This is a genomic window from Vibrio sp. AIC-3, assembly GCF_013114515.1.
GTDB lineage: Bacteria > Pseudomonadota > Gammaproteobacteria > Enterobacterales > Vibrionaceae > Vibrio > Vibrio crassostreae_C.
On the sequence record NZ_VTXG01000038.1, the window covers coordinates 12,107 to 37,126 of the forward strand.

Consider the following 25,020-nt stretch of genomic DNA (forward strand, 5'->3'; position numbering starts at 1 on the left):
TTGATAATATTGTGCACAGTTCATTTCTTAGGCGTTCCTGTCTGATTTGATTGATAAAATAGCAAAACATGGAGGCATTTTCTTACAATGCCTCCTTTTTTTAATATTCCCCTTGTTTTATTGGCGCTCAACCTTTAGATATATACAGTTAAAAAATAATTACGTATAACGATCAAAAGGAACCCGTCATGGCACATACACCTCAAGCCAAGTATCGTAAAGATTATCAATCACCATCTCACACGATTTCTGAAATCGATCTTACTTTCGATTTGTACGACTCAGCATCCATTGTTACGGCTGTTTCTAGTGTTAAGCAGGAGAAAGACAGCACGACATTAGTACTTGATGGTGAAGGCTTGAAGTTGGTTTCTGTTTTGGTAGAAGGTAAAGAGTGGACTCAATATGAACAGTCTGAAACTCAACTTATGCTGAATGACCTTCCAAAAGAATTTACTCTAACCATCATTACCGAAGTTAACCCTGAAGGGAACAGTGCACTTGAAGGCTTGTACAAGTCGGGTGGCGCGTTCTGTACTCAATGTGAAGCTGAAGGTTTCCGCCGTATCACTTACTACATGGATCGCCCAGATGTGTTGGCGAAATTCACTACAACGGTAATTGCAGACAAAGCAGAGAACCCATTCTTATTAAGTAATGGTAACCGTGTAGATGAAGGTGAAGCTGAAAACGGTCGTCATTGGGTGAAGTGGCAAGACCCACATCCAAAACCAGCGTACTTGTTTGCTTTAGTAGCGGGTGACTTTGATGTACTTCGTGACGCATACACTACACAATCGGGTCGTAAAGTTGACCTAGAAATCTTTGTTGATAAAGGCAATCTAGACCGTGCGAGCCACGCGATGGTTTCTTTGATTAACTCAATGAAGTGGGACGAAGAACGTTTCAATCTTGAATACGACTTAGACATCTACATGATCGTAGCCGTTGATTTCTTCAACATGGGTGCGATGGAAAACAAAGGCTTGAACGTATTCAATTCGAAGTTCGTTCTAGCAAACGACCAAACTGCAACGGATACAGATTACCTAGGTATTGAAGCAGTAATCGGCCATGAATATTTCCACAACTGGACAGGTAACCGAGTGACGTGTCGCGATTGGTTCCAGTTAAGTCTGAAAGAAGGCTTAACGGTATTCCGTGACCAAGAATTCTCATCTGATCTTGGTTCTCGCGCAGTAAACCGTATTAACAATGTACGTATCATTCGCGGTCCACAATTTGCAGAAGATGCTAGCCCAATGTCTCATCCAATTCGTCCAGAAAAAGTGATAGAAATGAATAACTTCTATACTTTGACCGTGTACGAAAAGGGCAGTGAAGTGATCCGTATGATCCACACATTGTTGGGCGAAGATGGTTTCCAAAAAGGCATGAAGCTGTACTTCGAACGTCACGATGGTACGGCTGCAACATGTGAAGACTTCGTCGCGGCAATGGAAGATGCGTCGGGCGTTGACTTATCTCAGTTCCGCTTATGGTACAGCCAGTCTGGTACGCCGACGCTGTCTGTTGAAAGTAAGTACGACGCAGAGAAGAAACAGTACACGTTAACAACTCGCCAAGTAACAGCGCCAACTCATGAGCAAACGGAAAAGCAGGCTCTGCATATTCCTCTTGATATCGAGCTGTACACAGCTGCGGGTGAAGTTGTTGAGTTACAATGTAACGGTAAGCCAGTTCATAATGTATTAGATGTGAAAGAAGCAGAGCAAACGTTCGTGTTTGAAAACGTTTCTGAGCAACCGATCCCATCATTACTTCGTGAATTTTCTGCGCCAGTGAAATTGGAATATGACTACTCAGATGAAGAACTGATCTTCCTAATGGTAAATGCACGCAATGAGTTCTCTCGTTGGGATGCGGGTCAAATGCTATTAGCGAAGTACATCCGCAGTAACGTTGAGAAGGTTCAACAGGGTCAAGCGTTTGAGCTTTCTGATTCTGTTGTTGATGCATTCCGTGGCGTACTGCTGAGTGATTCACTAGAGCCTGCGTTTATTGCAGAAATGCTCTCTCTACCAAGCCACAATGAAGTATCAGGTTGGTATGAGCGTGTTGATATTGATGCGGTCGCATCGGTTCTTAACTCGATGAAAGTTACATTAGCTGCAGAACTTGAAGACGAGTTAGCGGCGGTTTATCACAGCCACGCACTAACAGAATACACGATCGATCACGATTCGATTGGTAAGCGTACTCTACGTAAAGTTTGCTTAAGTTACTTAGCTCATACTGGGCAGGGTAATGACTTGGTTGTTGCGATGTATCAACAAGCGAATAACATGACAGATACGATGGCAGCAATGGGCGCGGCAAACAGTGCACAACTACCATGTCGTGAAACCTTGATGGTGGATTACAGTGACAAGTGGAAACACGATGGTCTTGTTATGGATAAGTGGTTTGCATTGCAAGGTACAAACCCAAGTTCAAACGCACTTGAAGTGATCAAAGCGTCGATGTCGCACCAGGCGTTCAGTTTGAAGAACCCGAACCGTACCCGTAACTTGGTCGGTTCATTCTTAAACATGAACCCGGTTCAATTCCACGACAAGTCTGGTCAAGGCTATGCATTTGCAGGCGAGATCTTACGTGAACTGAACAGCAGCAACCCGCAAGTGGCTTCACGTCTGATTGATCCACTTCTTAAATTCCGTAAGTACGACGATGAACGCCAAGCTCTGATCAAAAAAGAACTAGAGACGTTAAAGAACATGGACAACCTAGCAAAAGACTTGTTTGAGAAAGTGACGAAAGCACTAGAGGCTTAAGTCAGCGCGCATTCAGGTAACTGTTTGCTACAACGAAAGGTCATCAGTGGTAGAGAATATCTGCCACTGATTTTTTGTTTCTGGTTCATCGAATTTTCGATAAGCTAGAGCAGCTTCAAGTTCAGTTTCACCGTCAGACATCTCAAAGTGCCAAAAAACACTGGCGCTGTATATTTATACAGGTATCGTATGAATCGCTATATTTTCCAACTTAACATCTCATATCAGCAGTTTTTGGCCAGCTATTCTGGTACGGCAAGTAAAGTTCAAGTGATAACAACAACAGGTTTACGCATACAGTTACCTGCAACTCGATTCAGACCATTTCTTACACAAATAGGGGTTAGAGGGCAGTTTAGGCTGACAACTGACCAAAAAAATAAGTTTATTAAGTTAGAAGCTCTGTAAACCTTGGCATGCCTAGTGAGTTAAAAGGAATCTTAATCACATAATCAAACATTTCACCTCTTACCACCTCCAAAACAATTAACTATTTCTCAATAATGCTTTTACAATAAATGAATGCATTACCTTTGCTTAACTCGTTAGTAGAAAAGCGCTCAACGGCACGTTTCAAACACCAGATTAAGTGATCCCCCTAATAATAAAATATAATTCTAATTGTGGAGTGTGACTATGACCGCACGTGAAACTGTGGTTCCAGTTTTACTTGAAAAAGTTTACAAGCTGATTCAAGACAAACTTGACCTTGCTCATCGACCTCTCGTAACTCAACTTGCTCAACACTTGTTTAGTAACGTTTCTCACGACGATCTAACTCAGAGAAACGAATCCGATTTATATGGTGCTGTAGTTAGCTTATGGCATCACATCAATGAAAAGAAAGCCGACGAAATCTCTGTACGCGTATTCAACCCGACGGTAAGTCGTCAAGGTTGGCAGTCTACTCATACTATCGTTGAGATAGTCGTTCCAGACAGCCCATTCCTTGTTGATTCCGTAAAAATGGCACTTACTCGCCTAGACCTTTCTTCTCACCTTATGCTTCATAACCCAACACAAATCTCTCGCTCAGATAAGGGCAGTGTTGTCGGTGTAAGCAATAACGAAGGTGCATTCCAATCGCTTTTCCATATTGAGGTTGACCGTCTTAGCAGTAAAGCTGAAATGACAGCTCTTAAAACGGAGCTACTGGATATCTTTACCGATACTAGCTTAGTTGTGAACGATTGGTTGAAGATGGTAGAACGACTTGAAGAAGTAACCAATCAAGTAGAAAAGCAGAAAGAGAGCATTCCTGTAGATGGCCAACGTTTTGATGAAACGTTGGCGTTTCTTCGTTGGTTAGGTGAACACAACTTTACATTCATGGGTTATAAGGAATATGACCTAGTTTCAGTTAACGGCGACACTGAACTGCAACCGACCAAGGAGCAAGGTCTTGGTTTGTTTGCGAACTCAGATCGTGTACGTAACGTTAAGCTATCTGAGTTTTCTGATTCGGCACGTATTGAAGCGAAAAAGCCTTATGTGCTTATCGTAACCAAGGGCAACACGGCTTCACGCATTCACCGCCCAGCTTACAACGATTACATTGGTATTAAGAAGTTCGATAAGAACGGTAAGGTCATTGGTGAGCACCGCTTTACTGGTCTTTACACATCTGCCGTTTATAACCAAACCGTTGAAACGATTCCTCTTGTTCGCGAGAAAGTAGAACGTATTTTGGATGCGAGTGGTTACCGTGAAGGTTCATACTCTTACAAAGCGCTGCACAACATTCTTGAAAACTACCCACGTGATGAACTGCTGCAAGCTCGAGAAGAAGAGCTACTAGAAGTCGGTACGGGCGTAGTACAAATGCAAGATCGCGATCTCCTGCGTTTGTTTGTTCGCAAAGACCCGTTTGGTCGTTTCTTTAGCTGCATGGTTTACGTAACAAAAGATCGTTACAACACTGAGCTTCGTCGCCAAACACAGCGCATCTTGAAACAGTACTTTGGTTGTGAAGAAGAGGTTGAATTTACAACGTACTTCTCTGAAAGCCCGCTAGCAAGAACGCACTATATTGTTCGTGTTGATAACAACAACATGGATGTGGACGTGAAAACAATTGAGCAAAATTTAATGGAAGTATCGTCTACGTGGGATGACCGTCTGTCTGAATCTATCATTGCAAACTTCGGTGAAAGCAAAGGTCTTCCATTGTCGAAAGAGTACATGCGTGCATTCCCACGTTCGTACAAAGAAGACATGATGCCAGGTTCTGCTGTTGCCGACATTGAACGTTTAGAAGCGCTAAGTGAAGACAACAAACTGGGTATGCTTTTCTACCGTCCTCAAGAAGAAGCGGCAGATTCAAAAGCCGTTCGTTTGAAGTTGTTCTATCACAGCGATGAGCCAATTCACCTTTCTGATGTTATGCCAATGCTTGAAAACTTTGGCCTACGCGTTATCGGTGAATCTCCATATGAAGTGCGTAAAACCAACGGTGTGACCTATTGGATCCTTGATTTCTCTATGCTGCACAAGAGCGATAAGACCATTGATCTTCGTGAAGCTCGCGATCTTTTCCAACAAGCCTTTGCGGCAATCTGGGCGGGTGAGTTAGACAGCGATGGTTTCAACCGCTTAGTACTTGGCGCTGGTCTTTCTGGCCGTGAAATCTCAATCTTACGTGCTTATGCTCGTTACATGCGTCAAGTTGGTTTCCCATTCAGCCAACAATACATTGAAGACACATTGTCTCATTACCCAGAATTAGCGAAAGGGCTAGTGAGCCTATTCGGCAAGCGTTTTAACCCGAAACTGAAGGGCAGCGTAAAAGGCCAACAAGATCTTATTAAGAAGATCACTGAACAGTTGGATCATGTAGAAAGCTTGGATGATGATCGTATCATTCGTCGCTACATGGAAATGATCACTGCAACGCTTCGTACTAACTACTACCAAGTAGACGAGAATAAGCAGTCTAAACCTTGGTTGGCTCTGAAAATGAGACCAAGCGAGATTCCAGATATCCCTGCGCCGGTTCCTGCGTTTGAGATCTTCGTTTACGCACCAGACATTGAAGGTGTGCATTTACGTGGCGGTAAAGTAGCACGCGGTGGTTTACGTTGGTCAGACCGTCAAGAGGACTTCCGTACTGAGATTCTAGGCCTAGTTAAAGCGCAACAAGTTAAGAACACGGTTATCGTACCGGTTGGTGCTAAAGGTGGTTTCGTTTGTAAGCGTCAACACATGATGTCTGGCCGAGACGAGATCTTTGCTGAAGGTCAACGTTGTTACAAGCGCTTCATCCGTGCATTGCTAGACGTTTCAGACAACATCATTGAAGGTGAGGTTATCCCACCTAAGAGCGTTGTTCGTCACGATGAAGATGACCCATACTTGGTTGTTGCAGCCGATAAAGGCACCGCGACATTCTCAGATCTAGCGAACTCAGTAGCTGAAGAGTACAACTTCTGGCTAGGTGATGCGTTTGCATCGGGTGGCTCTAACGGTTACGACCACAAAGCCATGGGTATCACGGCGAAAGGTGGCTGGGAATCGGTTAAACGTCACTTCCGCGAAATGGGTATTAACTGTCAAAGCACAGACTTCACTGCCATTGGTGTGGGTGATATGGCGGGTGACGTATTTGGTAACGGTATGCTGCTATCTAAGCACATTCGCTTGCAAGCTGCGTTTAACCACATGCACATCTTCATTGACCCGAATCCAGAATCAGCATCAAGCTGGGTAGAGCGTGACCGTCTGTTTAATCTGCCTCGTTCAAGTTGGGAAGATTACAATAAAGACCTGATTTCTCAAGGTGGTGGCATCTTCTCTCGCCGAGCGAAGTCTATCTCTTTGACACCTGAAATTCAGAAAATGCTGGGTACCAAGAAAGCATCAATGGCACCAAACGACTTGATCAAAGCGATCTTGTCTATGAAAGTTGATCTACTTTGGAACGGCGGTATTGGTACTTACGTTAAGTCTTCTAGTGAGACTCATACCGATGTGGGTGACCGTGCAAATGACGTGCTACGTATCGATGGCCGTGACCTGAAAGCTAAGGTTGTTGGTGAAGGCGGTAACTTGGGTATGACTCAATTGGGTCGTATTGAATACGCTCTAACGGGCGGTCGAGTTAATACTGACTTTGTCGATAACGTTGGTGGTGTAGATTGCTCGGATAACGAAGTTAACATTAAGATCTTCTTGAATGGCTTGGTGTCTAATGGTGATCTTACCGTTAAGCAACGTAACCAAGTTCTTGAATCTATGGAAGATGAAGTAGGTGAAATCGTACTAGACGACGCTTACTGCCAAGCTGAGTCTATCTCTGTTACTGAGCATCAAGGTGTAGGCTTAGTGAAAGAGCAAATCCGCTTTATCCACACAATGGAAAAAGCCGGGTACTTAGACCGTGGTTTGGAATACATCCCAGATGACGAAACGCTGCTAGAACGTGAGAAGCAGGGCCAAGCACTAACAAGACCAGAGCTATCAGTATTGATCGCTTACGGTAAAATGGTTCTAAAAGAAGATCTTGTGAGTGATGACATTGCGAATGATGAGTTCCATGCTCAACAACTGATGCAATACTTCCCAACAGAGTTACGCCGTAACTACTCTCAGCACATGGATAACCATCCACTTCGTGCAGAGATCATTGCGACTGCGCTTGCTAACCAAATGGTTAACGAGATGGGCTGTAACTTCGTGACTCGCTTGCAAGAAGAGACCGGCGCGAACATTGTTGATATTGCGAATGCTTACGCGGCATCACGTGAAATCTACGGCCTGGGTAAGGTATTGAAGAGCATCCGTGAACTGGACAACATCTCAAGTTCTGAAGCTCAATACGAATTGCTTTACCATGTACGTCGTACGCTTCGTCGTCTAGCACGCTGGTTGCTAAGAAACCGTACCGGTAAACAGTCAGTGAATGCATTGATTGAGCTTTACCAAGGTGATGTCGTCGCAATTACTGAGAAGCTGGATGAAAACCTAGTGGCTTCAGAAGTAGAAGAGCATCAAGCAATGGCTCAACTATGGATTGACCAAGGTGTAAACGCTGAGCTAGCTAATTCAGTGGCTCGTTTGTCTAGCCTGTACTCAGCACTGGATATATCCACAGTAGCTCGTGAAACAGGTAAAACAGTACAACAAGCGTCTAAGCTTTACTTCAACCTTGGCGACCGTTTGTCACTGCACTGGTTCTTGAAGCAAATCAATGGCCAAGCTGTAGACAACAACTGGCAAGCGCTGGCACGTGCTGCATTCAGAGAAGATCTGGATTGGCAACAACGTCAGCTAACTGGCCAAGTACTTAACTGTGGCTGTGCTTCAGACATCGATGTGATTAAAGCGCTTGATGACTGGATGGAAAGTAACTCTGTTTCTCTGCATCGTTGGGAGAGCATCTTGAACGAATTCAAAGTGGGTTCTGTTCATGAGTTTGCTAAGTTCTCAGTGGCGTTACGTGAATTGATGTTGTTGAATCTAAACTGCATGTCGAAAGACTAGTCACTAGATAAAACGAAAAATATAAGGGCAGGCCACAAGGTCTGCCTTTTTCGTTTCGGTAAAGTGGGATCAATAGAACTAACGATTTTTGAAGGACCAACCTCGACGGACACGTTGTTTGTTGTTAAGTGAGTTGATGGCTGTACTAAGGTTGAGATTAGAAATGGGTTAATAACCTGAAGAAACGATAACGTTTGCTTAATAATGAACCTCATTCGTTAGCAAACTCGATTATCTTACCCTTACAGACAGTAATAGATTGAATAGTTGGGTAAATAAGTAAATAATATCGCCCCGTTTACACGGGGCTTTTTTCTATCGGAGGCACAATGCTTTACCGTCTAGCCAGAACTGGCTTTTTCCAACTTGATGCCGAAAAGGCACATGATCTTGCAATTCAAAATTTCAAACGCTTTACAGGCACACCAATTGATCTTTTGTATCGCCAACAATTACCTCATCGACCTGTAGAGTGCATGGGTCTTACTTTTAAAAACCCAGTTGGCCTCGCGGCAGGCCTAGATAAAAACGGCGAATGTATTGATGCATTTGGCGCTATGGGTTTTGGTTTCGTAGAAGTAGGAACAGTGACTCCACGTCCACAAGCGGGTAACGACAAACCTCGTTTATTCCGTCTTGTTGAAGCTGAAGGTATCATCAACCGCATGGGCTTTAACAACCTAGGCGTCGACAACCTTGTTGAGAATGTTAAGAAGTCGAACTACGATGGCATCTTAGGTATTAACATCGGTAAGAACAAAGACACACCAATTGAAAAGGGCGCTGAAGATTACTTGATCTGTATGGAGAAGGTATATCAATACGCTGGTTACATTGCTGTGAACATCTCTTCACCAAATACTCCAGGACTTCGTTCTCTACAATACGGCGAAGCTCTAGACGATCTGTTGTCTGAACTTAAAACCAAACAATCTGAACTGGAAGAGAAGCATGGTAAATATGTGCCTCTTGCTCTTAAGATTGCTCCGGATCTAAGCGACGATGAAATTCGCCAAATTTGTGAATCATTGATCAAAAATAAGATCGATGGTGTGATCGCAACAAATACAACATTGGATCGTTCAATCGTTGAAGGCATGAAACATTGCGATGAAGCGGGTGGCCTAAGTGGACGTCCTGTTCAATCTCGTAGTACTGAAGTAGTTCGCAAACTTCACGAAGAGCTTGGTGACCAACTGCCGATCATCGGAGTAGGTGGTGTTGACTCGTATGTTGCTGCAAAAGAGAAAATGATGGCAGGCGCGAAGCTTGTACAAGTTTACTCTGGTTTCATCTACAAAGGTCCAGGCCTAGTTGGCGACATCGTTAAAAATCTATAAGCTTAAAATTGCTTTGATTCTTGAAAAGCGACAATCTGGCATCGTCTTACTAAAAGAGACACTGTAACTCACTGAGTTGTAGAGAAAAGCGATAAGAAAGAGGAATTCATTTCCTCTTTTTTTTTGCCTATTGCTCAGTAAAATTACTGTAATTGAAGGTAATTTTGCGTTTTACCTAATGGAATGGTTCAACAGTGTGAGACGAAATGATGCTTAAACCTAGCGATACATGGAGTTGGTATTACGATGAGCAGCAATGTTCATTAATGCTAAACCTCGGAGAGGATATGATTTTCAAAACGAATCTGGTCCGCAATAAGCTGGTGGACTGCGCGTTTCGAGATAATGAATTCACCGTTGATGACGCATCTTCATACCAAACCTTCAAAGAACAAATTTCTGGCTTAGAACTGTCTGAGCCTCGTCAAGCTGAATTAGCACTCTATTGTGTGGCAGCAAAGCGTTTCCATAAGCCTGTACAGCCTAAGAGTTGGTTCTTCGACTCACAAGGTACTGGCCATGAATATCCTCAAGAAGGGGATATTGTACAAATGAATAACGAGCATAGCTTAGGGTATTTCATTGTATTAGAAGTGGGAGAGTGTGCGAGCCTATGTGCATTTGTTGACCTAGAAGAGTTCCTGTTAACGCCTTCAAAAGGACTGCGATTTGGAGACTCAATCAAGGTGATGCACGATAGAATGGTAGACGCGAACGCTATCCTTCATCAGACACACATAGCGATGGTAGGTTAACCTCTAATCTAGCACATCATTTCAACCACGCATCGCAGCACACAAACGTATAAACCTTCCTCAGAATCGGCTCATTAGCCGATTTTTTTGTGCCTAAAAAACCTCATCCTGATAAATACATCACGGCTTAACCATTTAAATAGTGAACTTACGACTATTTTTTCACCTTAATTTCTGCCCGTTTTCATCGCCAGAAGAGTAAATCTACCGTCTTTATTCCCTGTTTTTGGTCTTTTGTAGCTAAATTTCATCCATAAATCTCCTTTGGTATATACCAGTTTTGAGGTGAATATAAATTCACATTGCTGCTTTGGTTAATAAGTGGTCAGAAATGAAGTTGGTTTGATAGGTCTTATGTTCTAAGGGGATGTGGGTAAGCGATCGCTTCAAGACTGTGCATTTGCTAGCCAGTTAGTCGAAAGATTCAATGAAAAGACGTGTTTAGTGTGATGCTCTAGTTACAAATTCAGGTATAATCGAACTCATTTTTATCAATAAAAGAACACTATGAATCAATATCTAGCGGTTACCTCAAACGGCCTTGAGAATTTATTAGTTGAAGAACTAACCCAACTAGGGATTACAAACGCAAAACCTGTTCAAGCAGGTGTTAAATTCAAAGCGACCAATGAGCAAATTTATCGTTGTTGTTTGTGGAGCCGTTTGGCTTCTCGATTTGTACGTGTCCTTTCTGAATTCACTTGTATGGACGACATGGATTTGTACCTATCAACCACTGCGGTTAACTGGGTAAATCAATTCCATAGCTCTAAGCGTTTTGTTGTTGACTTCAATGGTACGAACAACGAAATCCGTAATAGCCAATACGGTGCGATGAAAGTAAAAGATGCCGTTGTTGATTGCTTTGAGAAGAAGTCTTTACCTCGTCCTTCTATTAGCAAAGAGAACCCAGACATTCGCATTCACGTTCGTCTACACCGTGATAAAGCGATTCTTGGTGTTGATATGGTTGGCAGCGGTCTTCACCAACGTGGTTACCGTCCAGAATCAGGTCGTGCACCTCTGCGTGAAACACTTGCTGCAGCGATTCTTCTTCGTAGTGGTTGGGATGCGACTAAGCCTTTCCTAGACCCTATGTGTGGTTCAGGTACGTTAGTGATTGAAGCGGCAATGATGGCTGCAAACATGGCTCCAGGTGTTAAACGTCAGAAGTGGTGTTTTGAATCACTAGAAGATTTCGAACCAGAGCTATGGGCTAAAGTGAAAGCTGAAGCGAACGTTCAAGGTCGTCGTGGTGTTAAGAAAGTGGAATGTAAGTTCTATGGCTACGACAATGATGAACGTATGATCAAAACTGCGCGTGACAATGCTCGTCGTGCCGGTGTTGAAGAGTTGATTGAATTCGAAGTAGGCGATGCTGCAAAGCTTAAGCGTCCTACAGAGTTTACTGATGGTGTGATTGTTTCTAACCCGCCTTACGGTGAACGTCTTGGTACCGAGCCGGGTCTTATTGCACTTTACACAGCATTCGGTGCACAGCTTAAAGCTGAATTTGGTGGCTGTAACGCATCTATCTTCTCTAGCTCAGACGAGCTACTAAGCTGCTTACGCATGCGTGCAGATAAACAGTTCAAGTTGAACAACGGTGCGTTACCGTGTCACCAAAAGAACTACTCAATTTCAGATCGTCCGATGTCAGAGCGTCCATCAGGCGAGCAAGAACAATTGATTGCACCTGATTTCGCGAACCGTCTTAAAAAGAACATCGGTAAAATTGGCAAGTGGGCTAAGAAAGAGCAATTAGATTGCTACCGTATCTACGACGCTGACCTACCAGAATACAATGTAGCGATTGATGTATACCCAGGTCACCTTGTGATTCAAGAATACGCAGCGCCTAAAGATGTACCGGAAGAGAAGGCAAAACGTCGCTTAACCGATATCATCCGTGCTTCTATTCAAGTAACAGGCGTAGAAGCAAACAACGTTGTGCTTAAAGTTCGTCAGAAACAGAAAGGCCGTTCTCAATACCAGAAATTGGCTCAAGACTCATCGAACTTAGAAGTGAACGAGTATGGCGTTAAGCTGATTGTTAATCTTCATGATTACCTAGATACCGGGTTGTTCCTAGATCATAAGATCACTCGTCGTCGTATCGGTGAGATGGCCGCAGGTAAGGATTTCCTAAACTTGTTTGCTTATACAGGAAGTGCATCTGTTCATGCTGCTGTGGGTGGTGCTCGTTCTACAACTACTGTTGATATGTCTAATACCTACCTAGAGTGGGCGAAAGAGAACATGGAGCTTAACGGTCGTGTTGGTCGTCAACATCAGTTTGTTCAAGCTGACTGTCTACAATGGCTAGCTAAAGAGCAGGGTTCTTATGATCTGATCTTTATCGATCCACCTACGTTCTCTAACTCAAAGCGTATGGATCAATCTTTCGATGTTCAACGTGATCACATTCAGCTGATGGAAAACCTTAAACGTCTTCTTCGTGAAGAAGGCACGATTGTGTTCTCTAACAACAAGCGTCACTTCAAAATGGACTTGGAAGCTCTAGATGAGTTAGGTCTTAAGGCTCAGAATATCTCAGCGAAGACACTTCCATTGGACTTCTCTCGCAATAAGCACATTCATAACTGCTGGTTGATTACACATAAGTAGTTAAGAGATCGTATAAGGATATATAGTGCTGACTCTCTACAGTACAGAAGGTTGCCATCTATGTGAGATGGCATTCCAACTCACGGAACAGTTAAACATTAGCCATCACGTCAACGTTGTTGACATTGCATTTGATGATGAGCTCTTTTCCCGTTACGGGGTCACTATTCCGGTGCTCAAATTTGAAAGCTCTGACCTTTCTCAAAGCTCAGAGCTTAACTGGCCATTTGGCTTGTTAGAACTTAATGATTGGTTAAAGAAGAATGGCATTACTTACAATTCATAATGGGCAATTAGCGTTTGGTGATCACCCATTATTAGATCGTGCGGACTTCGTGCTGCAAGAAAACGAACGTGTATGTTTAGTAGGGCGCAATGGCGCTGGTAAGTCGACATTGATGAAAATCCTATCTGGAAACATCATCATGGACGACGGTAAGATGCAAATCACGCAAGATGTGGTTGTGTCTCGTCTAGAACAAGATCCACCGCGTAATGAACAAGGTACAGTTTATGACTATGTTGCTGGTGGCCTTGCTGAAATCGGCGAACAGCTGAAGATCTATCATGATCTTCTGGATCTCATCGCGACAGACCCAAGTGAAAAGAATCTAAACCGCCTTACTCGCGTTCAAGAACAACTGGATCATGCTAATGCATGGCGTTTTGAAGATCGTGTAAGTAACGTATTGGCAGCACTTAAGCTGACTGCTGAAACCAAACTGACAGATTTGTCTGGTGGTTGGCAACGTAAAGCGGCACTTGCTCGTGCGCTTGTATGTGACCCTGACGTGCTTCTGCTCGACGAACCGACTAACCACTTGGATGTTGCAACCATTGAATGGTTAGAGGGCTTCCTGAAAGACTTCCGCGGTTCAATCATCTTTATCTCGCATGACCGTGCGTTCATTAAATCGATGGCAACACGTATTGTCGATCTTGATCGCGGTAAATTGAGCTCTTTCCCGGGCGATTACGAAAATTACCTTGTTGAGAAAGAAGAGGCGCTTCGTGTTGAAGAAATGCAAAACGCTGAATTCGATAAGAAGCTTGCTCAAGAGGAAGTTTGGATTCGTCAGGGCATCAAAGCTCGTCGTACTCGTAACGAAGGCCGTGTTCGTGCGCTTAAGAAGCTACGTGAAGAACGTTTGAACCGTCGTGAAGTGCAGGGCAAAGCGATTATCCAAATCGACGATGGTCAGCGTTCAGGCAAGATTGTATTTGAAGCTGAGAATCTTAACTTTGGCTTTGAAGGCAAAGAAATTGTTAAGGACTTCAGCTTCAACATCATGCGTGGCGATCGTATCGCTCTGATTGGTCCTAACGGTTGTGGTAAGAGTACGGTACTTAAGCTGCTTCTTGACCAGCTTAAGCCTGATTCAGGTCGTTTGCATTGTGGTACTAAGCTTGAAGTCGCTTACTTTGACCAATACCGCGAAATTCTAGACCCTGAGAAGTCTGTAATTGATAACCTCGCGGATGGTAAGCAAGAAGTGACCGTAGGTGGCCGTGAGCGTCATGCTCTAAGCTACTTACAAGATTTCTTATTCTCTCCAAAACGTGCTCGCACTCCTGTTAAAGCACTATCTGGTGGTGAGAAAAACCGTCTGTTATTGGCGCGTATTTTCCTTAAGTCGAACAACTTGTTGATTCTCGATGAGCCAACCAACGATCTAGATATCGAAACTTTGGAACTTTTAGAAGATTTGCTTGCCAACTATCAGGGTACGCTGCTTTTAGTGAGTCACGATCGTCAGTTTGTTGATAACACAGTGATGACAAGTTGGATCTTTGAGGGTAATGGCGTTATTGAAGAATTTGTTGGTGGTTACCACGATGCTCAGCAGCAAAGAAAGCAAGCATTAAAGTACCGACAGGTTGAAAAGCCATCAAAGCCTGAGAAAGTAGTTGAGGAAACTCCCAAAACTGCGCCAGTTAAGGCTAAACCTAAGAAGTTATCGTATAAGCTACAACGAGAACTAGAAGCGCTACCAATGCGTTTGGAAGAATTGGAAACTCAAATTGAAACTCTTCAGGAAGAAGTCAACGATCCAAGCTTCTTTTCAAAATCTGTAGAGCAGACACAACCAGTATTAGATAAGCTATCTGCAGCAGAGCAGGAGCTTGAAGTTGCTTTTGAGCGCTGGGAAGAGCTCGAGGCACTACAACAGGAAAGTTAAGAAGTAATAATGACTTGTACTAAATTCAAATTAACAACTGTTGCAGCCCTAGTTTTGGCTGCAACTAATGCCAACGCTGCGCTTTACAAGGTAGTTGAAGTAACGCCTTCAATTACTGGTGCGTCAGAGATATTTGGTGTCGCGATTCAGCCTGGTGTTGCAAAGGATGCTGGTGGTGTAGTACTTGCGAAAGGGTGTTTTGCGTCAAATGCGGAAAATTGTGGTGACAGCTCATTTAAACTCGCCGGCGAAACACGCGATACTGTTGAAGCTGTTAGCTATCGTGAAGAAGTACCATTCGCGATGGACGCTCCGTTTCAATATATTCAAGAGTTTGATGATTTTGAAAACTACTGCTATCGAGAGCTAAGATATTCTACATGTGAAAGCTGGGCTCAAAATCGTTGGAATGATACTTGGAATAAGGAAAGAAACGACCTTACTCATGTCAATGCGAAAGCCTTTGTTGAAGGTGGCGAAACCTTTGATAGCCGCAATACGGTAATTAACTCGCTTTATATAAACGATGCCGATGAAGTTGAGCCTTTGGGGGTTAAATCTGAAGGTGGTATTCGTAATAACGCGATGTTCACAACTACACCAAATGGGCCAACAGGCACTTCGGAAACTCGTGCATGGCACGCTATCAAAGCAAGTAACGACAAAGTTTACAATGTAGGTAGTGTATCTACGGAAGGAGCTAAAACGGATACGTCAGATACAACGTTTAGTTCAAAGGCGGCTATTTGGGATGGCACAATAACGAAAGAGATCGACTGGATTAGATCTGGTAACGCTCAACAGGGCGATTATTTTGCCCAAGGCAGCATGCGTTCAATTGTTGAATCGGACTCTCTTTTTTATGGTGTAGGCTATAATACTGCTGATGGAAACGGCGATCTACAAGATATGAATGCAAGTGTCTTTGTGAGTACTTCACTCGATCTCGCTACGGCAACGTGGACAACTACACAAATTAGCGGTGCAGAGGTTAAGTCTGGTTCATCTAACGATGATGCTAGATACAGTAACTCAGTAGCAACCGATATTAACGACAACTTGTTTGCAGTTGGATATTCAAAACGTAACGGTTATGTTCCTGAAAATGGTAGTGCCGGTAATAAGCCTTTTATTGTAACGGATGCTAAAAACCCAACAGCAACGTATTTGTCTGGCGGTATCTTCTTCAGTGGCTCAAGCGGTGAAGCTAAAGCGGTAAATAATTACAATGAACTTGTTGGCCAGATCGATGCGGAAACGACGCGTGAAGTCGATGGCAGCGAAAGAAGACACAGAGGCTTTATTTACCCTTACGATCTCCCGTCTTCAACTGATGAACGCCGTGTTGATATTTTTGGTGGTAAAGCATGGTGGTTAGATGACTTAACAAATGATGGTGATGCGTCTAGTCACAATAACCAATTTAGAATCATTGATGCGACGGATATCAATGATGCTGGCGTGATTTCAGCAACGGCTATCAAATGTACAGTCGACGGTAATGATAAGCCTTATGACACAACATCACACAACTCATACTGTGGTGGTGCCTCATCTAACGCAGTCGAAAAGGTTGTAGCTGTTAAGCTTATCCCAATCAAGGGAGCAAGGTATGACACTGGCTCTGACATTGATAGCGTAGTAACTCGTAGCACCGACACCGAGAAAGTTGAGCGCCAAGGTGGTAGCCTAGGTTGGTTAACTTTGACTGTGCTTGGTCTGTTAGGGTTCCGCAGAAAATTTAAATAATTTATCTCTTGAGCCCGAGTTCACAATTCTGAACTCGGGCTTTTTTTCGCCTTGAGAAAAGTGAAAATCTGATCGATTCTTAAAGTTGGAGTCACAAAAACTCCGCAAAGTTGTAATCATTGTATGTTAGTAAATGGAACACCCGTATGAGGACTGCACTATGAAGAGACAAAAGCGTGATCGACTAGAACGAGCACAATCTCAAGGCTACAAGGCTGGTTTAAATGGACGGTCGCAAGAAGCTTGCCCATATAGCCAAATGGATTCTCGGTCTTATTGGTTAGGTGGATGGCGTGACGCCAAAGATGACAAGCAATCAGGTCTCTATAAGTAGATAGGGCGTAAAGAATTCAAGGTCAGGGCTCCATTGTCTGTTGATTACAACGGCTGGAGCCTTGTTAGTTTCAGAACAACACAAAGACTCCCAGAGCTATGTAGCATTCTAGTTTCGCTATCATAAGCGTATCGCTGGTGGATTTATCCTGTTTCAAGCTTAATACGGGATACTTTAATGCACTATAACTAAATTTATTGGAACGAAAATAAAGCAGCCATGGGCTGCTTTACTAAAAATCTAACTATTAGATTAGAATGCTGACGTATCTTGGAAAAGGCCAACTTTCAAATCTTTAGCAACGTAGATCTCTTTACCATCAACAAGTACGCGACCATCCGCAAGGCCCATAACTAGACGACGGTTAACAACACGCTTCATGTGGATCTCGTAAGTTACTTTTTTCGCTGTAGGCAGAATTTGACCAGTGAATTTCACTTCGCCAACCCCTAGAGCACGACCTTTACCTTCGCCGCCAACCCAACCAAGGTAGAAACCAACCAGCTGCCACATTGCGTCAAGGCCTAGACAACCAGGCATTACAGGGTCACCTGGGAAGTGACAATCGAAGAACCATAGGTCAGGAGTAATATCCAGCTCAGCAAGAACTAAACCTTTACCGTAATCACCTTCAGTTTCAGACATCTTAGTGATGCGATCCATCATTAGCATGTTCGGTGCTGGTAGTTGAGGGCCTTGTGGCCATAGTTCGCCTTGGCTTGATGCTAGAAGCTCTTCGCGAGTGTAAGAATCACGTTTGTTTTGCATTATCAATTACTCCGATTTTTGATAGGTGCATATTAGTGAACAGGTGTACGCTAAACAAGTCCGATCAGTACTAGACAAACCAGTTTTTAATGCGTCCAACGATTCCAATAGGGTGCTCATGTCTTTCAAAGTTTTCAATACGTTCCGCGATTTTACTCAGAACGCTTTCTTGTTCATCGTCTCTAAATGGTTTGTTCATAATGAGAGGAATTGCTTCGTCTACATTAGACACAGACCAAATATGGAATTCTTCATTCTTAATGCTTTCAATAAGGTCAGGCTTTAGTGCAAGATGCCTTAAGTTCGATCTTGGAAGGATCACACCTTGTTCGCCTGTTAAGCCGTTGTGCTTACACACATGGTAGAAGCCTTCGATTTTTTCGTTTAGCCCACCAACCGCTTGTACACGACCAAATTGGTCCACTGCACCAGTAACCGCAATTTGTTGATTGATAGGGTATTCAGACAAAGCACTAACCAGAGAACACAACTCCGCAAGAGAAGCACTATCGCCATCTACTTCGCAGTAAGACTGCTCAAACACAACAGAAGCTGCGTATGGCAACGGATCTTCAAGGTTTAGTGCGCTGCTCACAAATGCTTGCATGATCATCATACCTTTAGCATGAAGATTACCACCCAACTCGGCTTTGCGCTCAACGTCGGCAATATCCCCATCACCAAAGTGAATAACGCAGGAAATTCGTGCAGGTTCACCATAAGAGATCGGGTGTCCTGGAACATCGATAACCGTCAGACCATTAACTTGACCAACTTGTTCGCCCTCGGTTTCGATAATGACTTGGCCATCTCGAATATCATCAAGGGCGCGTTCTGGTAGGTAAGATTCGCGGTTATATTTGTGCTGTTGAGCTTGTTGGATATGGTGAATATCAATCTCACCATTGTCGGCTTCAATCAGAGCTTCGTTCAATAATGCATTGTGCCAAATAGGGCATAATGGAATATAGCTTTGATCTTCCGTTTCTCTTGCTCCGGCAGTAAGAATGCCCGTCAACGCTTGTTGCGTGATGGTTGGCAATTCATAGCGTTGTTGAAGCCACTTAAGGTAACCAAGATATTGAGTCAAAGTCTCTTCAGAGAGCTTGATATCTTGTTCAATTTCGCTAAATAGGCAAAAGCCGGTTTGAATATCGCTGTCCAGGTAATCAAGGTCACCTAGTTGAGCTCTGTCTCCAACAACAATCAACTTAATGTTGTAAGTCAAAGGCAAAGTCGGGGATTGGTTCAAGTGCTCTGGATTACTGCTGATTGGTTCTACGGCTTCACCAAGCAGTGCTGATTTAAGCAGTAACCAGCTTCCTGGGTTGGCCAAGATCAAGTTTGCTGAAACGATCAGATAGCCGTTGTTTGCTCTAGCCAGTAGGCCGGGCTTTGTCGCTACAACCTTACCGTCTTTTGACTGAACTTGGTCAAACAGAGAGACAGCATTTAAAGACTCAGTTTTTATAACCGGTAGAGTGTGATCATCTAAAGCAGTGACCAGAGATTCAACAATCATTTGACGATAGATCGAATTGTCCGGAGCGTTTACAAGTAAAACACGCGAAAGGTTAGACAAACGGACAAAGCGGGTTAGCGCATCTTTGAATCTATGTTGAATATCTGAAAACGGGAAAGGCGAGATGTCAGGGAATTGCTCTAATTGAGCGCTATATTCGTCGTACTGAGGCGTAACATGTCGCCAATCTACTTGAGTCATTTAAGTTTCTGATTATGATAATGAGGTAGGGAGTATATAGAAAAACCGATCTCGCTTGTAGCTCTATGTGGTAGTTACTAATCACTAAGCTAATATAAGTATGATCTTGGTCTATTCTTTCAAGACAATAATTGTTAAATAGCCTATTTTGGGTTACGCTGTCACTAGGATTAACTCTCGAGATTAGACATGAAATATCAGCAACTTGAAAACTTGGAATGTGGTTGGAAATGGAACTATCTGGTCAAAAAATGGAAAGAAGGTGAATCGATCACTTGCCATATTGATTCAAGTGAAGCTGATGTTGCCGTGAAAGCTTTGTTGGAGTTAGAACACCAACCTACAGGGGTTCTTGAGTGGATCTCAAATAACATGTCGCCTGAGCTTGATAACAAGCTCAAGCAAGCGATCAGAGCCAAACGTAAGCGCCATTTCAACGCTGAGCAAGTTCATACTAAAAAGAAGTCTATCGATCTTGATTATCGAGTCTGGGAGAAGTTATCTCAACGAGCAAACGAACTCGGTTGTACGTTATCTGATGCGATAGAGTATTTGGTTAGCGAAGCGTCTCGAAGTGAGCAGGCCAGCAAGACAGTTACTAGCCTTAAAGAAGATTTGAGTAAGCTCCTTTCTGACGATAAATAACCGTCAACAGTAGTGGTGACATTATGATGTATGTAATCTTAATTGGTGCAGCGTTGGTTTTTTGGTTAGTCGCAGTTGATCGGCCGGTATTGAAAATCAAATTTAGTGACGGGGCGATCGAACAAGTTAAAGGTCATCTTCCACCGAGCTTTAAGCATAACCTTCAAGAGATTGGTCATAACAATACCTTTAAAGGTGAGCTAAAAGTGTATGCAAAACGTTCTGGCTACAATCTCAAGTTCACTAAAGATGTACCTAAAAACGTACAGCAGCGTATTCGTAACGTGTTCCCGCATAATGGTTTTAAGTCTAAAGGCTCAAAGAAAGCGTAATCGTTGAGAGTTACGCGCTAGCTAGTCAATCTTCATACTAAGTTAATCCTTCATTTCTCTTAAATCTCCGCATACTGTTCTCACCCTCAACAAAGAGAGAGCAGTATGAGATATCTAGTCTTACTATTATGTTTTTTATCCCCAGTCGCTTTTCCCGACGATGCATTGGTTAATCCTGTAGCTAAAAAGATAAAAGTCACCGTCATGAAAGGGCTCAACAAGAGTAATGTTGATTTCGAGGGTTATTGCGATCTGATGATTGAGATGAAGCACTCTAAAGGTTACGCAAGAATCAAAAAGGTGAGAACGTCTGGAGATAGTAAAGTTTGCAAGCAGGCGAAAAAATATCTACCGAAGAAGAAAAGGTTCAAATACAGCTTTCCAGAAAAGTATATCCGGCTACATATCACACACTAGCCACTCTCAACGCACTATAACTAAATACCCTTAATTTTATTGAAACAATTTCGTGAACCAATCTCTAATTTCTATTAATATTAGTTTTGTTATAAAGGCAGGATATGCCGATACAAGAGCATTTACGGCAAAGGAAAGTCACGGTTGTTGTTAGCAAATAAAAGTTATACCTCTGAAGTAGTTGAGATTTCAAGGAAGGTCTCAATCAATGTTGAAGCTCGCTTTAATCGATGGTTAATCTCACCTGAATATAAGCTCGCACAATCTACAGTAGACACGTTACTAAGTTTGGAAAATAGGTATTGTGATAGTGTCATATTTGATGAATCTGACCGCATATCTCACAATCAACGTATTTTATTGCGCTGCGAGCAGGATAGAGTCAATGCTCATCGTGAAAAAGTCGACGCGAAGCAACAAACCTTACGATACGTTATCGATGATGTCAGCAATGCCGCTTCTGCGCTAATGCTTGAGAAGCTTCAAGGTACCTTAATAAGTTCGTTGTTTTCAGACTTACCCGATTACAATCAGTTCGCTAGTGTTGCGTATTCGCCATCTTTAAACTTTTCCAAACTCCATGAAATATCCGCGAAAAGTAGGCCATTGAGCTCAAGTTTAATCGAGTTTGTTTCCAATCAAGAGTTTGCAGATAAATATGGAAAGAAATCTAAGGTAATTCTCGATCCAAAAGTTGCAGCACGACAAATAGGAATAGAAAATTGTCGTTTATTGTTCCCATTGTTAATGAGTCAACAGCTGATTAAGTGGAATGATGGCAACATTAAACACATCACACCTAAGGTTTGGCAACACTTGGTCGTGACGTCAAATGCGACTCGAATTCGACTTCAAGAAACGTCAGTTAAAGATCCTAACGTAGGCATTTTACTTGGTGTGTTGAGAGTTCTGCCTTTGTTTTTAATTTGTAACCACTTTTCTTCAACGTTTGAAGACGCATTGGTAAAAACGATGCTTGGTTATCGTGAAGCAAGTGACAAGCATGACGAATATTATGCTTGTACTGAGGTGATGCCAAACACACAGTTTCTTGAATCAATGGTCGAGCAGCTAGAGCTTAAGCTACTAAAAAACCTCGTTGAATTTATAGATTGGAGCCCTGGAAATCAGTTCATCAAGAGGGCACTTCTAGAGGAAGTGAATGACATTCCAGTACTTGAGCGAACGGTTTATGGTGCAGCTTTGGCTCAAGGTAGAAAATATTCTGTTTTCGAGGCGTTAGATAATAGTGAACTATTTAACGTTAAGCACCGACCTTATTGGTTTTCAACTGTTCAAATGTCTATCGCGACGATTGAGCAGATGCAAGATAAAGTACTGGGAAAGCTTACGGTGAACATGTAATAAAAAGAGAGAGTCTCATTAATGTCGCTCTCTTTTTTGTTGCGCTGTAACTTTATGTGAATGTCTTGTTTTGGCGCTAAACAGTAGGATTACACTCTACTTAACTGACCACTTCGAAGGTAAACGACTCTTGCTTTGTTATTGCGTGTTTAACAGGGATACCAAGGCGCTGGCAAGTCATCAGAACTTTCAATTTCCTGTCGGCAGGAGCGTGCTCTGACAGAATCACCGAGCTTAGGCACTCTCTATTAAGGAAGAGTTTATTTCCGATCATCTCGTCATCAGGTAATACCCAGCGGTATTCCTTTTCATAACGCCAATTAGAATGCTTAATTTTGAATATCTCAGCTCCCAGTCTTGATGTTTGTAAACCTCTTAGCGATGCCGGGCGGAACATATTCGGTTCGTCTTCATACTGGACTTCAAAACAGTTGAGATTGGCCTCGCCGTTATAGCAGTTGAGATCATACTCGATACACATGCCTTTAAAGTTGTCACCATACTGCGACCATAGTATTGGGTGGTCGTTCGACTGAGAGAAACACATGATCTTAAAGTTTTGTTGAAGCTCTTTGTTGAATGCGTGGTTAGATTCAAAAGGGTTATTAAAAGTTTTAGCGTAATCAAACCACAACGAACACTCGGAAATAGATTGTATGTTTCTGTCGTGGAGCGATCTGAACTTATAAAGTTTAGGCAACATATCAAACACCTAGTTTACAAAATTGCCTGATGTTAACACTTTAATTTATTTTTAAGGATTGAATGCATAGCATTTGATTGCTTAACCACCAAATTTATTCGTATAACTGTTTGATAGACCAAAATTTAAACACGAAATAGTAGCCTGTTAAAGTGGTTTATTTTGCGTTAGGGCAAAGCTTTCAAGTTGTAACTTTTTACATAAGATACAACGTAACTTTATTTATGGTTGAATTGTCTTGTCAAAGTAGAGGTCGAGTAGGGAAATAGGTGATCAAAATTAAAGCCGAGCTTTAAAAGGACGGCTTTAGTAGTATTGAGCCTACGAGTGAATCAAGTTTAGAAGTGGTACCTTGCACCTAGGTAAGCGGTTTGAGGTGACACATCGATGGATTCAATTTCAACGTTTGCATAGCGGTAACCAATATGGATATCGATGTTGTCTGTTACCATCGCACCAAGCTCAGCACCAACTTGGTAGGCTGCTTCAGACTTAGAGTCTGATACTCCAAAAGCTTTCGCTTCCATATCCATAGAGCCAACACCGGCTAATAAAGATACATACAGATCTAATACGTCACCTTCAACAATAAACTTTGGTTTAATGTTTACGAAGAAAGCATGGCCTTCAATATCCATTAAGTCGTTATAGCTAACTTTTCCGATTTTTCGGTACTCGGCTTCTAGCCCCAGTTTGACGACATCATGTGTATTGAATTCGTAGCCTCCAACCAAGTTATAGCTAAAGTCTGATAGATCAGATGAATCTTCAATGGCGCTGCCACGATATTCTAATTCAGTTTCATTATAAAAGCCGATATCAACACCAGCATAAAAATGACCATGCTCTCTAGGTGAGTTTTCGTTTTCACTAGCAAGCGCCTGCGAGCTGATGCCAAAAAAAGCGGTGAATAGCGATAGGGCGATTGTACTGATTTTCATGTAAAGCCTTCTAAGATAATAAGTTATTCTGTTCCAGAATATGTTAACAAACAAAAGATACTCTAACTAATTGAGAACTAGCCTAAAGATCTGATTTTAAAGACTTGTTGGTAATAGAAGTGTCATTATCGCAGTTATGAGACAAGTTAATATAGTCCAGACAGAGGTTAATAGAATTTATGTTGCACTGTAACTTACGATTAGCCAAGTCGTTTATAGAAGTTCGTTTTGGATGGCAACGCAGTTTGGTAACAATGACCGTTGGGCATCAGAAAATTCAAAGTTAGTGGTTTGAAAAACGAGTACGGATGTTACTGATGACGTTGATAGTTGATTCAATTTGGTGAAGAACAAGCCAACATAGGTAAACAAGACTAGATGATTCGGGAGTTCGCTTGGTCTTTTGGGACCGTTAAATCTAGCGAACAAGAGTAACCAAGTCTTTTCAGTTTATTGGTAGTACGGACAATAGACCGAGAGTTAGTGGAAGCGTTAATCATCTAGGTTCTTTTGGTAAGCAAAATCAGGGTAATAGCTTTTAACACTCAACCAGCAGAGACTCTGGACTAACTTTGGAGAGGCATCCGTAATTAGAAGTCTTAATTAAGTTTGAGCAGACATGTGATAAAGCCATCACGATTTAATCCAATTAACGCGGAGTCAAAGCCAGCCAGTAATTAAATAGATAGATTCATGCGGCGCTGTACGTAAAATTACGCGAGTAACAGGCCCTGAAACCTCTCAGATTTCAATCTCCTTTTTGGTGCGTATTATGGGTCTAAATTATGTTGAGTGGTTTGCTTTGCTTAAGTGAATAAGAACGTGGGTGAGTAACATGCTCAATGAGGAGGTCAGCTTTGCTGGCCT

At 42.6% G+C, this 25,020-nt stretch carries 18 protein-coding genes; 14 read left to right on the forward strand and 4 right to left on the reverse strand.

Annotation, left to right across the window (positions count from 1 at the left end; translation table 11 throughout):
- The first annotated feature begins 188 nt into the window (after positions 1-188).
- The 10 genes from pepN (at position 189) to rmf (ending at position 17,259) form a co-directional block, all read left to right on the forward strand.
- Positions 189-2,795, forward strand: a complete 2,607-nt coding sequence (gene pepN / locus F0229_RS19630; protein ID WP_171733505.1) for an aminopeptidase N — start codon at positions 189-191, stop codon at positions 2,793-2,795.
- Between the two features lie 189 nt (positions 2,796-2,984).
- On the forward strand, positions 2,985-3,203 hold the full coding sequence (locus tag F0229_RS19635; RefSeq protein WP_171733506.1) for a DUF2835 domain-containing protein: 219 nt from the start codon (positions 2,985-2,987) through the stop codon (positions 3,201-3,203).
- Positions 3,204-3,431: 228 nt separating this feature from the next.
- Positions 3,432-8,273 carry an NAD-glutamate dehydrogenase gene (locus F0229_RS19640; RefSeq protein ID WP_171733507.1) on the forward strand — a complete coding sequence of 1,614 codons (4,842 nt, stop codon included), beginning with the start codon at positions 3,432-3,434 and terminating at the stop codon, positions 8,271-8,273.
- A 329-nt stretch (positions 8,274-8,602) separates the two neighbouring features.
- Positions 8,603-9,613, forward strand: coding sequence for a quinone-dependent dihydroorotate dehydrogenase (gene pyrD, locus F0229_RS19645; RefSeq protein ID WP_102479755.1), 1,011 nt, complete (start codon positions 8,603-8,605; stop codon positions 9,611-9,613).
- Positions 9,614-9,819: 206 nt separating this feature from the next.
- Positions 9,820-10,368: a cell division protein ZapC gene (locus F0229_RS19650; protein WP_017063848.1), complete on the forward strand. Its 549-nt coding sequence runs from the start codon at positions 9,820-9,822 to the stop codon at positions 10,366-10,368.
- Positions 10,369-10,875: 507 nt separating this feature from the next.
- Entirely contained in the window at positions 10,876-12,996 is a 2,121-nt protein-coding gene (rlmKL, locus tag F0229_RS19655; RefSeq protein ID WP_171733508.1) for a bifunctional 23S rRNA (guanine(2069)-N(7))-methyltransferase RlmK/23S rRNA (guanine(2445)-N(2))-methyltransferase RlmL, read from the forward strand.
- A gap of 25 nt (positions 12,997-13,021) precedes the next feature.
- Positions 13,022-13,282, forward strand: a complete 261-nt coding sequence (locus tag F0229_RS19660; RefSeq protein ID WP_019823251.1) for a glutaredoxin family protein — start codon at positions 13,022-13,024, stop codon at positions 13,280-13,282.
- Positions 13,260-15,176 carry an ABC transporter ATP-binding protein gene (locus F0229_RS19665; protein WP_171733509.1) on the forward strand — a complete coding sequence of 639 codons (1,917 nt, stop codon included), beginning with the start codon at positions 13,260-13,262 and terminating at the stop codon, positions 15,174-15,176. Before F0229_RS19660 ends, F0229_RS19665 begins: the two co-directional genes overlap by 23 nt.
- 9 nt (positions 15,177-15,185) lie before the next feature.
- On the forward strand, positions 15,186-16,925 hold the full coding sequence (locus F0229_RS19670) for a DUF3466 family protein (RefSeq protein WP_171733510.1): 1,740 nt from the start codon (positions 15,186-15,188) through the stop codon (positions 16,923-16,925).
- Positions 16,926-17,085: 160 nt separating this feature from the next.
- Positions 17,086-17,259 (forward strand): ribosome modulation factor, encoded by a 174-nt coding sequence (gene rmf, locus F0229_RS19675; RefSeq protein ID WP_017059676.1) that lies wholly within the window; start codon positions 17,086-17,088, stop codon positions 17,257-17,259.
- Positions 17,260-17,511: 252 nt separating this feature from the next.
- Here rmf and fabA read toward each other — a convergent pair whose 3' ends face one another.
- Together fabA and F0229_RS19685 are read right to left on the reverse strand one after the other, a co-directional pair.
- A complete protein-coding gene (fabA, locus tag F0229_RS19680) occupies positions 17,512-18,027 on the reverse strand; it encodes a bifunctional 3-hydroxydecanoyl-ACP dehydratase/trans-2-decenoyl-ACP isomerase (protein WP_017059675.1) in 516 nt (171 codons plus the stop codon).
- 70 nt (positions 18,028-18,097) lie between these two features.
- On the reverse strand, positions 18,098-19,750 hold the full coding sequence (locus F0229_RS19685) for a Lon protease family protein (RefSeq protein WP_048615970.1): 1,653 nt from the start codon (positions 19,748-19,750) through the stop codon (positions 18,098-18,100).
- Positions 19,751-19,939: 189 nt separating this feature from the next.
- Here F0229_RS19685 and matP point away from each other — a divergent pair, with 189 nt between their 5' ends.
- From matP to F0229_RS19700, 4 genes are all read left to right on the forward strand, one after another.
- Positions 19,940-20,395 carry a macrodomain Ter protein MatP gene (gene matP / locus F0229_RS19690; protein WP_171733511.1) on the forward strand — a complete coding sequence of 152 codons (456 nt, stop codon included), beginning with the start codon at positions 19,940-19,942 and terminating at the stop codon, positions 20,393-20,395.
- 23 nt (positions 20,396-20,418) lie between these two features.
- Positions 20,419-20,727: a DUF3634 family protein gene (locus F0229_RS19695; RefSeq protein WP_171733512.1), complete on the forward strand. Its 309-nt coding sequence runs from the start codon at positions 20,419-20,421 to the stop codon at positions 20,725-20,727.
- Between the two features lie 105 nt (positions 20,728-20,832).
- A complete protein-coding gene (locus F0229_RS21935) occupies positions 20,833-21,144 on the forward strand; it encodes a hypothetical protein (RefSeq protein WP_253821012.1) in 312 nt (103 codons plus the stop codon).
- A 144-nt stretch (positions 21,145-21,288) separates the two neighbouring features.
- Positions 21,289-22,509, forward strand: coding sequence for a hypothetical protein (locus F0229_RS19700; protein WP_171733513.1), 1,221 nt, complete (start codon positions 21,289-21,291; stop codon positions 22,507-22,509).
- A 100-nt stretch (positions 22,510-22,609) separates the two neighbouring features.
- Here F0229_RS19700 and F0229_RS19705 read toward each other — a convergent pair whose 3' ends face one another.
- Both F0229_RS19705 and F0229_RS19710 read right to left on the reverse strand, forming a co-directional pair.
- The gene (locus F0229_RS19705; RefSeq protein ID WP_171733514.1) at positions 22,610-23,212 is read right to left on the reverse strand and encodes a DUF2971 domain-containing protein; all 603 of its coding nucleotides are present in this window, start codon (positions 23,210-23,212) and stop codon (positions 22,610-22,612) included.
- Positions 23,213-23,550: 338 nt separating this feature from the next.
- The gene (locus tag F0229_RS19710) at positions 23,551-24,153 is read right to left on the reverse strand and encodes a porin family protein (protein WP_017059668.1); all 603 of its coding nucleotides are present in this window, start codon (positions 24,151-24,153) and stop codon (positions 23,551-23,553) included.
- Between the last annotated feature and the right edge of the window lie 867 nt (positions 24,154-25,020).

Excerpts from the sequence above, each read along its gene's own strand:
- F0229_RS21935 (WP_253821012.1), top strand. The coding sequence starts at position 20,833 with ATGAGATATCTAGTCTTACTATTATGTTTTTTATCCCCAGTCGCTTTT.
- F0229_RS19665 (WP_171733509.1), top strand. The coding sequence starts at position 13,260 with ATGGCATTACTTACAATTCATAATGGGCAATTAGCGTTTGGTGATCAC.
- matP (WP_171733511.1), top strand. The coding sequence starts at position 19,940 with ATGAAATATCAGCAACTTGAAAACTTGGAATGTGGTTGGAAATGGAAC.
- rlmKL (WP_171733508.1), top strand. The coding sequence starts at position 10,876 with ATGAATCAATATCTAGCGGTTACCTCAAACGGCCTTGAGAATTTATTA.
- rmf (WP_017059676.1), top strand. The coding sequence starts at position 17,086 with ATGAAGAGACAAAAGCGTGATCGACTAGAACGAGCACAATCTCAAGGC.
- F0229_RS19710 (WP_017059668.1), bottom strand. The coding sequence starts at position 24,153 with ATGAAAATCAGTACAATCGCCCTATCGCTATTCACCGCTTTTTTTGGC.
- F0229_RS19650 (WP_017063848.1), top strand. The coding sequence starts at position 9,820 with ATGATGCTTAAACCTAGCGATACATGGAGTTGGTATTACGATGAGCAG.
- F0229_RS19705 (WP_171733514.1), bottom strand. The coding sequence starts at position 23,212 with ATGTTGCCTAAACTTTATAAGTTCAGATCGCTCCACGACAGAAACATA.
- F0229_RS19670 (WP_171733510.1), top strand. The coding sequence starts at position 15,186 with ATGACTTGTACTAAATTCAAATTAACAACTGTTGCAGCCCTAGTTTTG.
- F0229_RS19640 (WP_171733507.1), top strand. The coding sequence starts at position 3,432 with ATGACCGCACGTGAAACTGTGGTTCCAGTTTTACTTGAAAAAGTTTAC.
- F0229_RS19695 (WP_171733512.1), top strand. The coding sequence starts at position 20,419 with ATGATGTATGTAATCTTAATTGGTGCAGCGTTGGTTTTTTGGTTAGTC.
- pepN (WP_171733505.1), top strand. The coding sequence starts at position 189 with ATGGCACATACACCTCAAGCCAAGTATCGTAAAGATTATCAATCACCA.
- F0229_RS19685 (WP_048615970.1), bottom strand. The coding sequence starts at position 19,750 with ATGACTCAAGTAGATTGGCGACATGTTACGCCTCAGTACGACGAATAT.
- fabA (WP_017059675.1), bottom strand. The coding sequence starts at position 18,027 with ATGCAAAACAAACGTGATTCTTACACTCGCGAAGAGCTTCTAGCATCA.
- pyrD (WP_102479755.1), top strand. The coding sequence starts at position 8,603 with ATGCTTTACCGTCTAGCCAGAACTGGCTTTTTCCAACTTGATGCCGAA.
- F0229_RS19635 (WP_171733506.1), top strand. The coding sequence starts at position 2,985 with ATGAATCGCTATATTTTCCAACTTAACATCTCATATCAGCAGTTTTTG.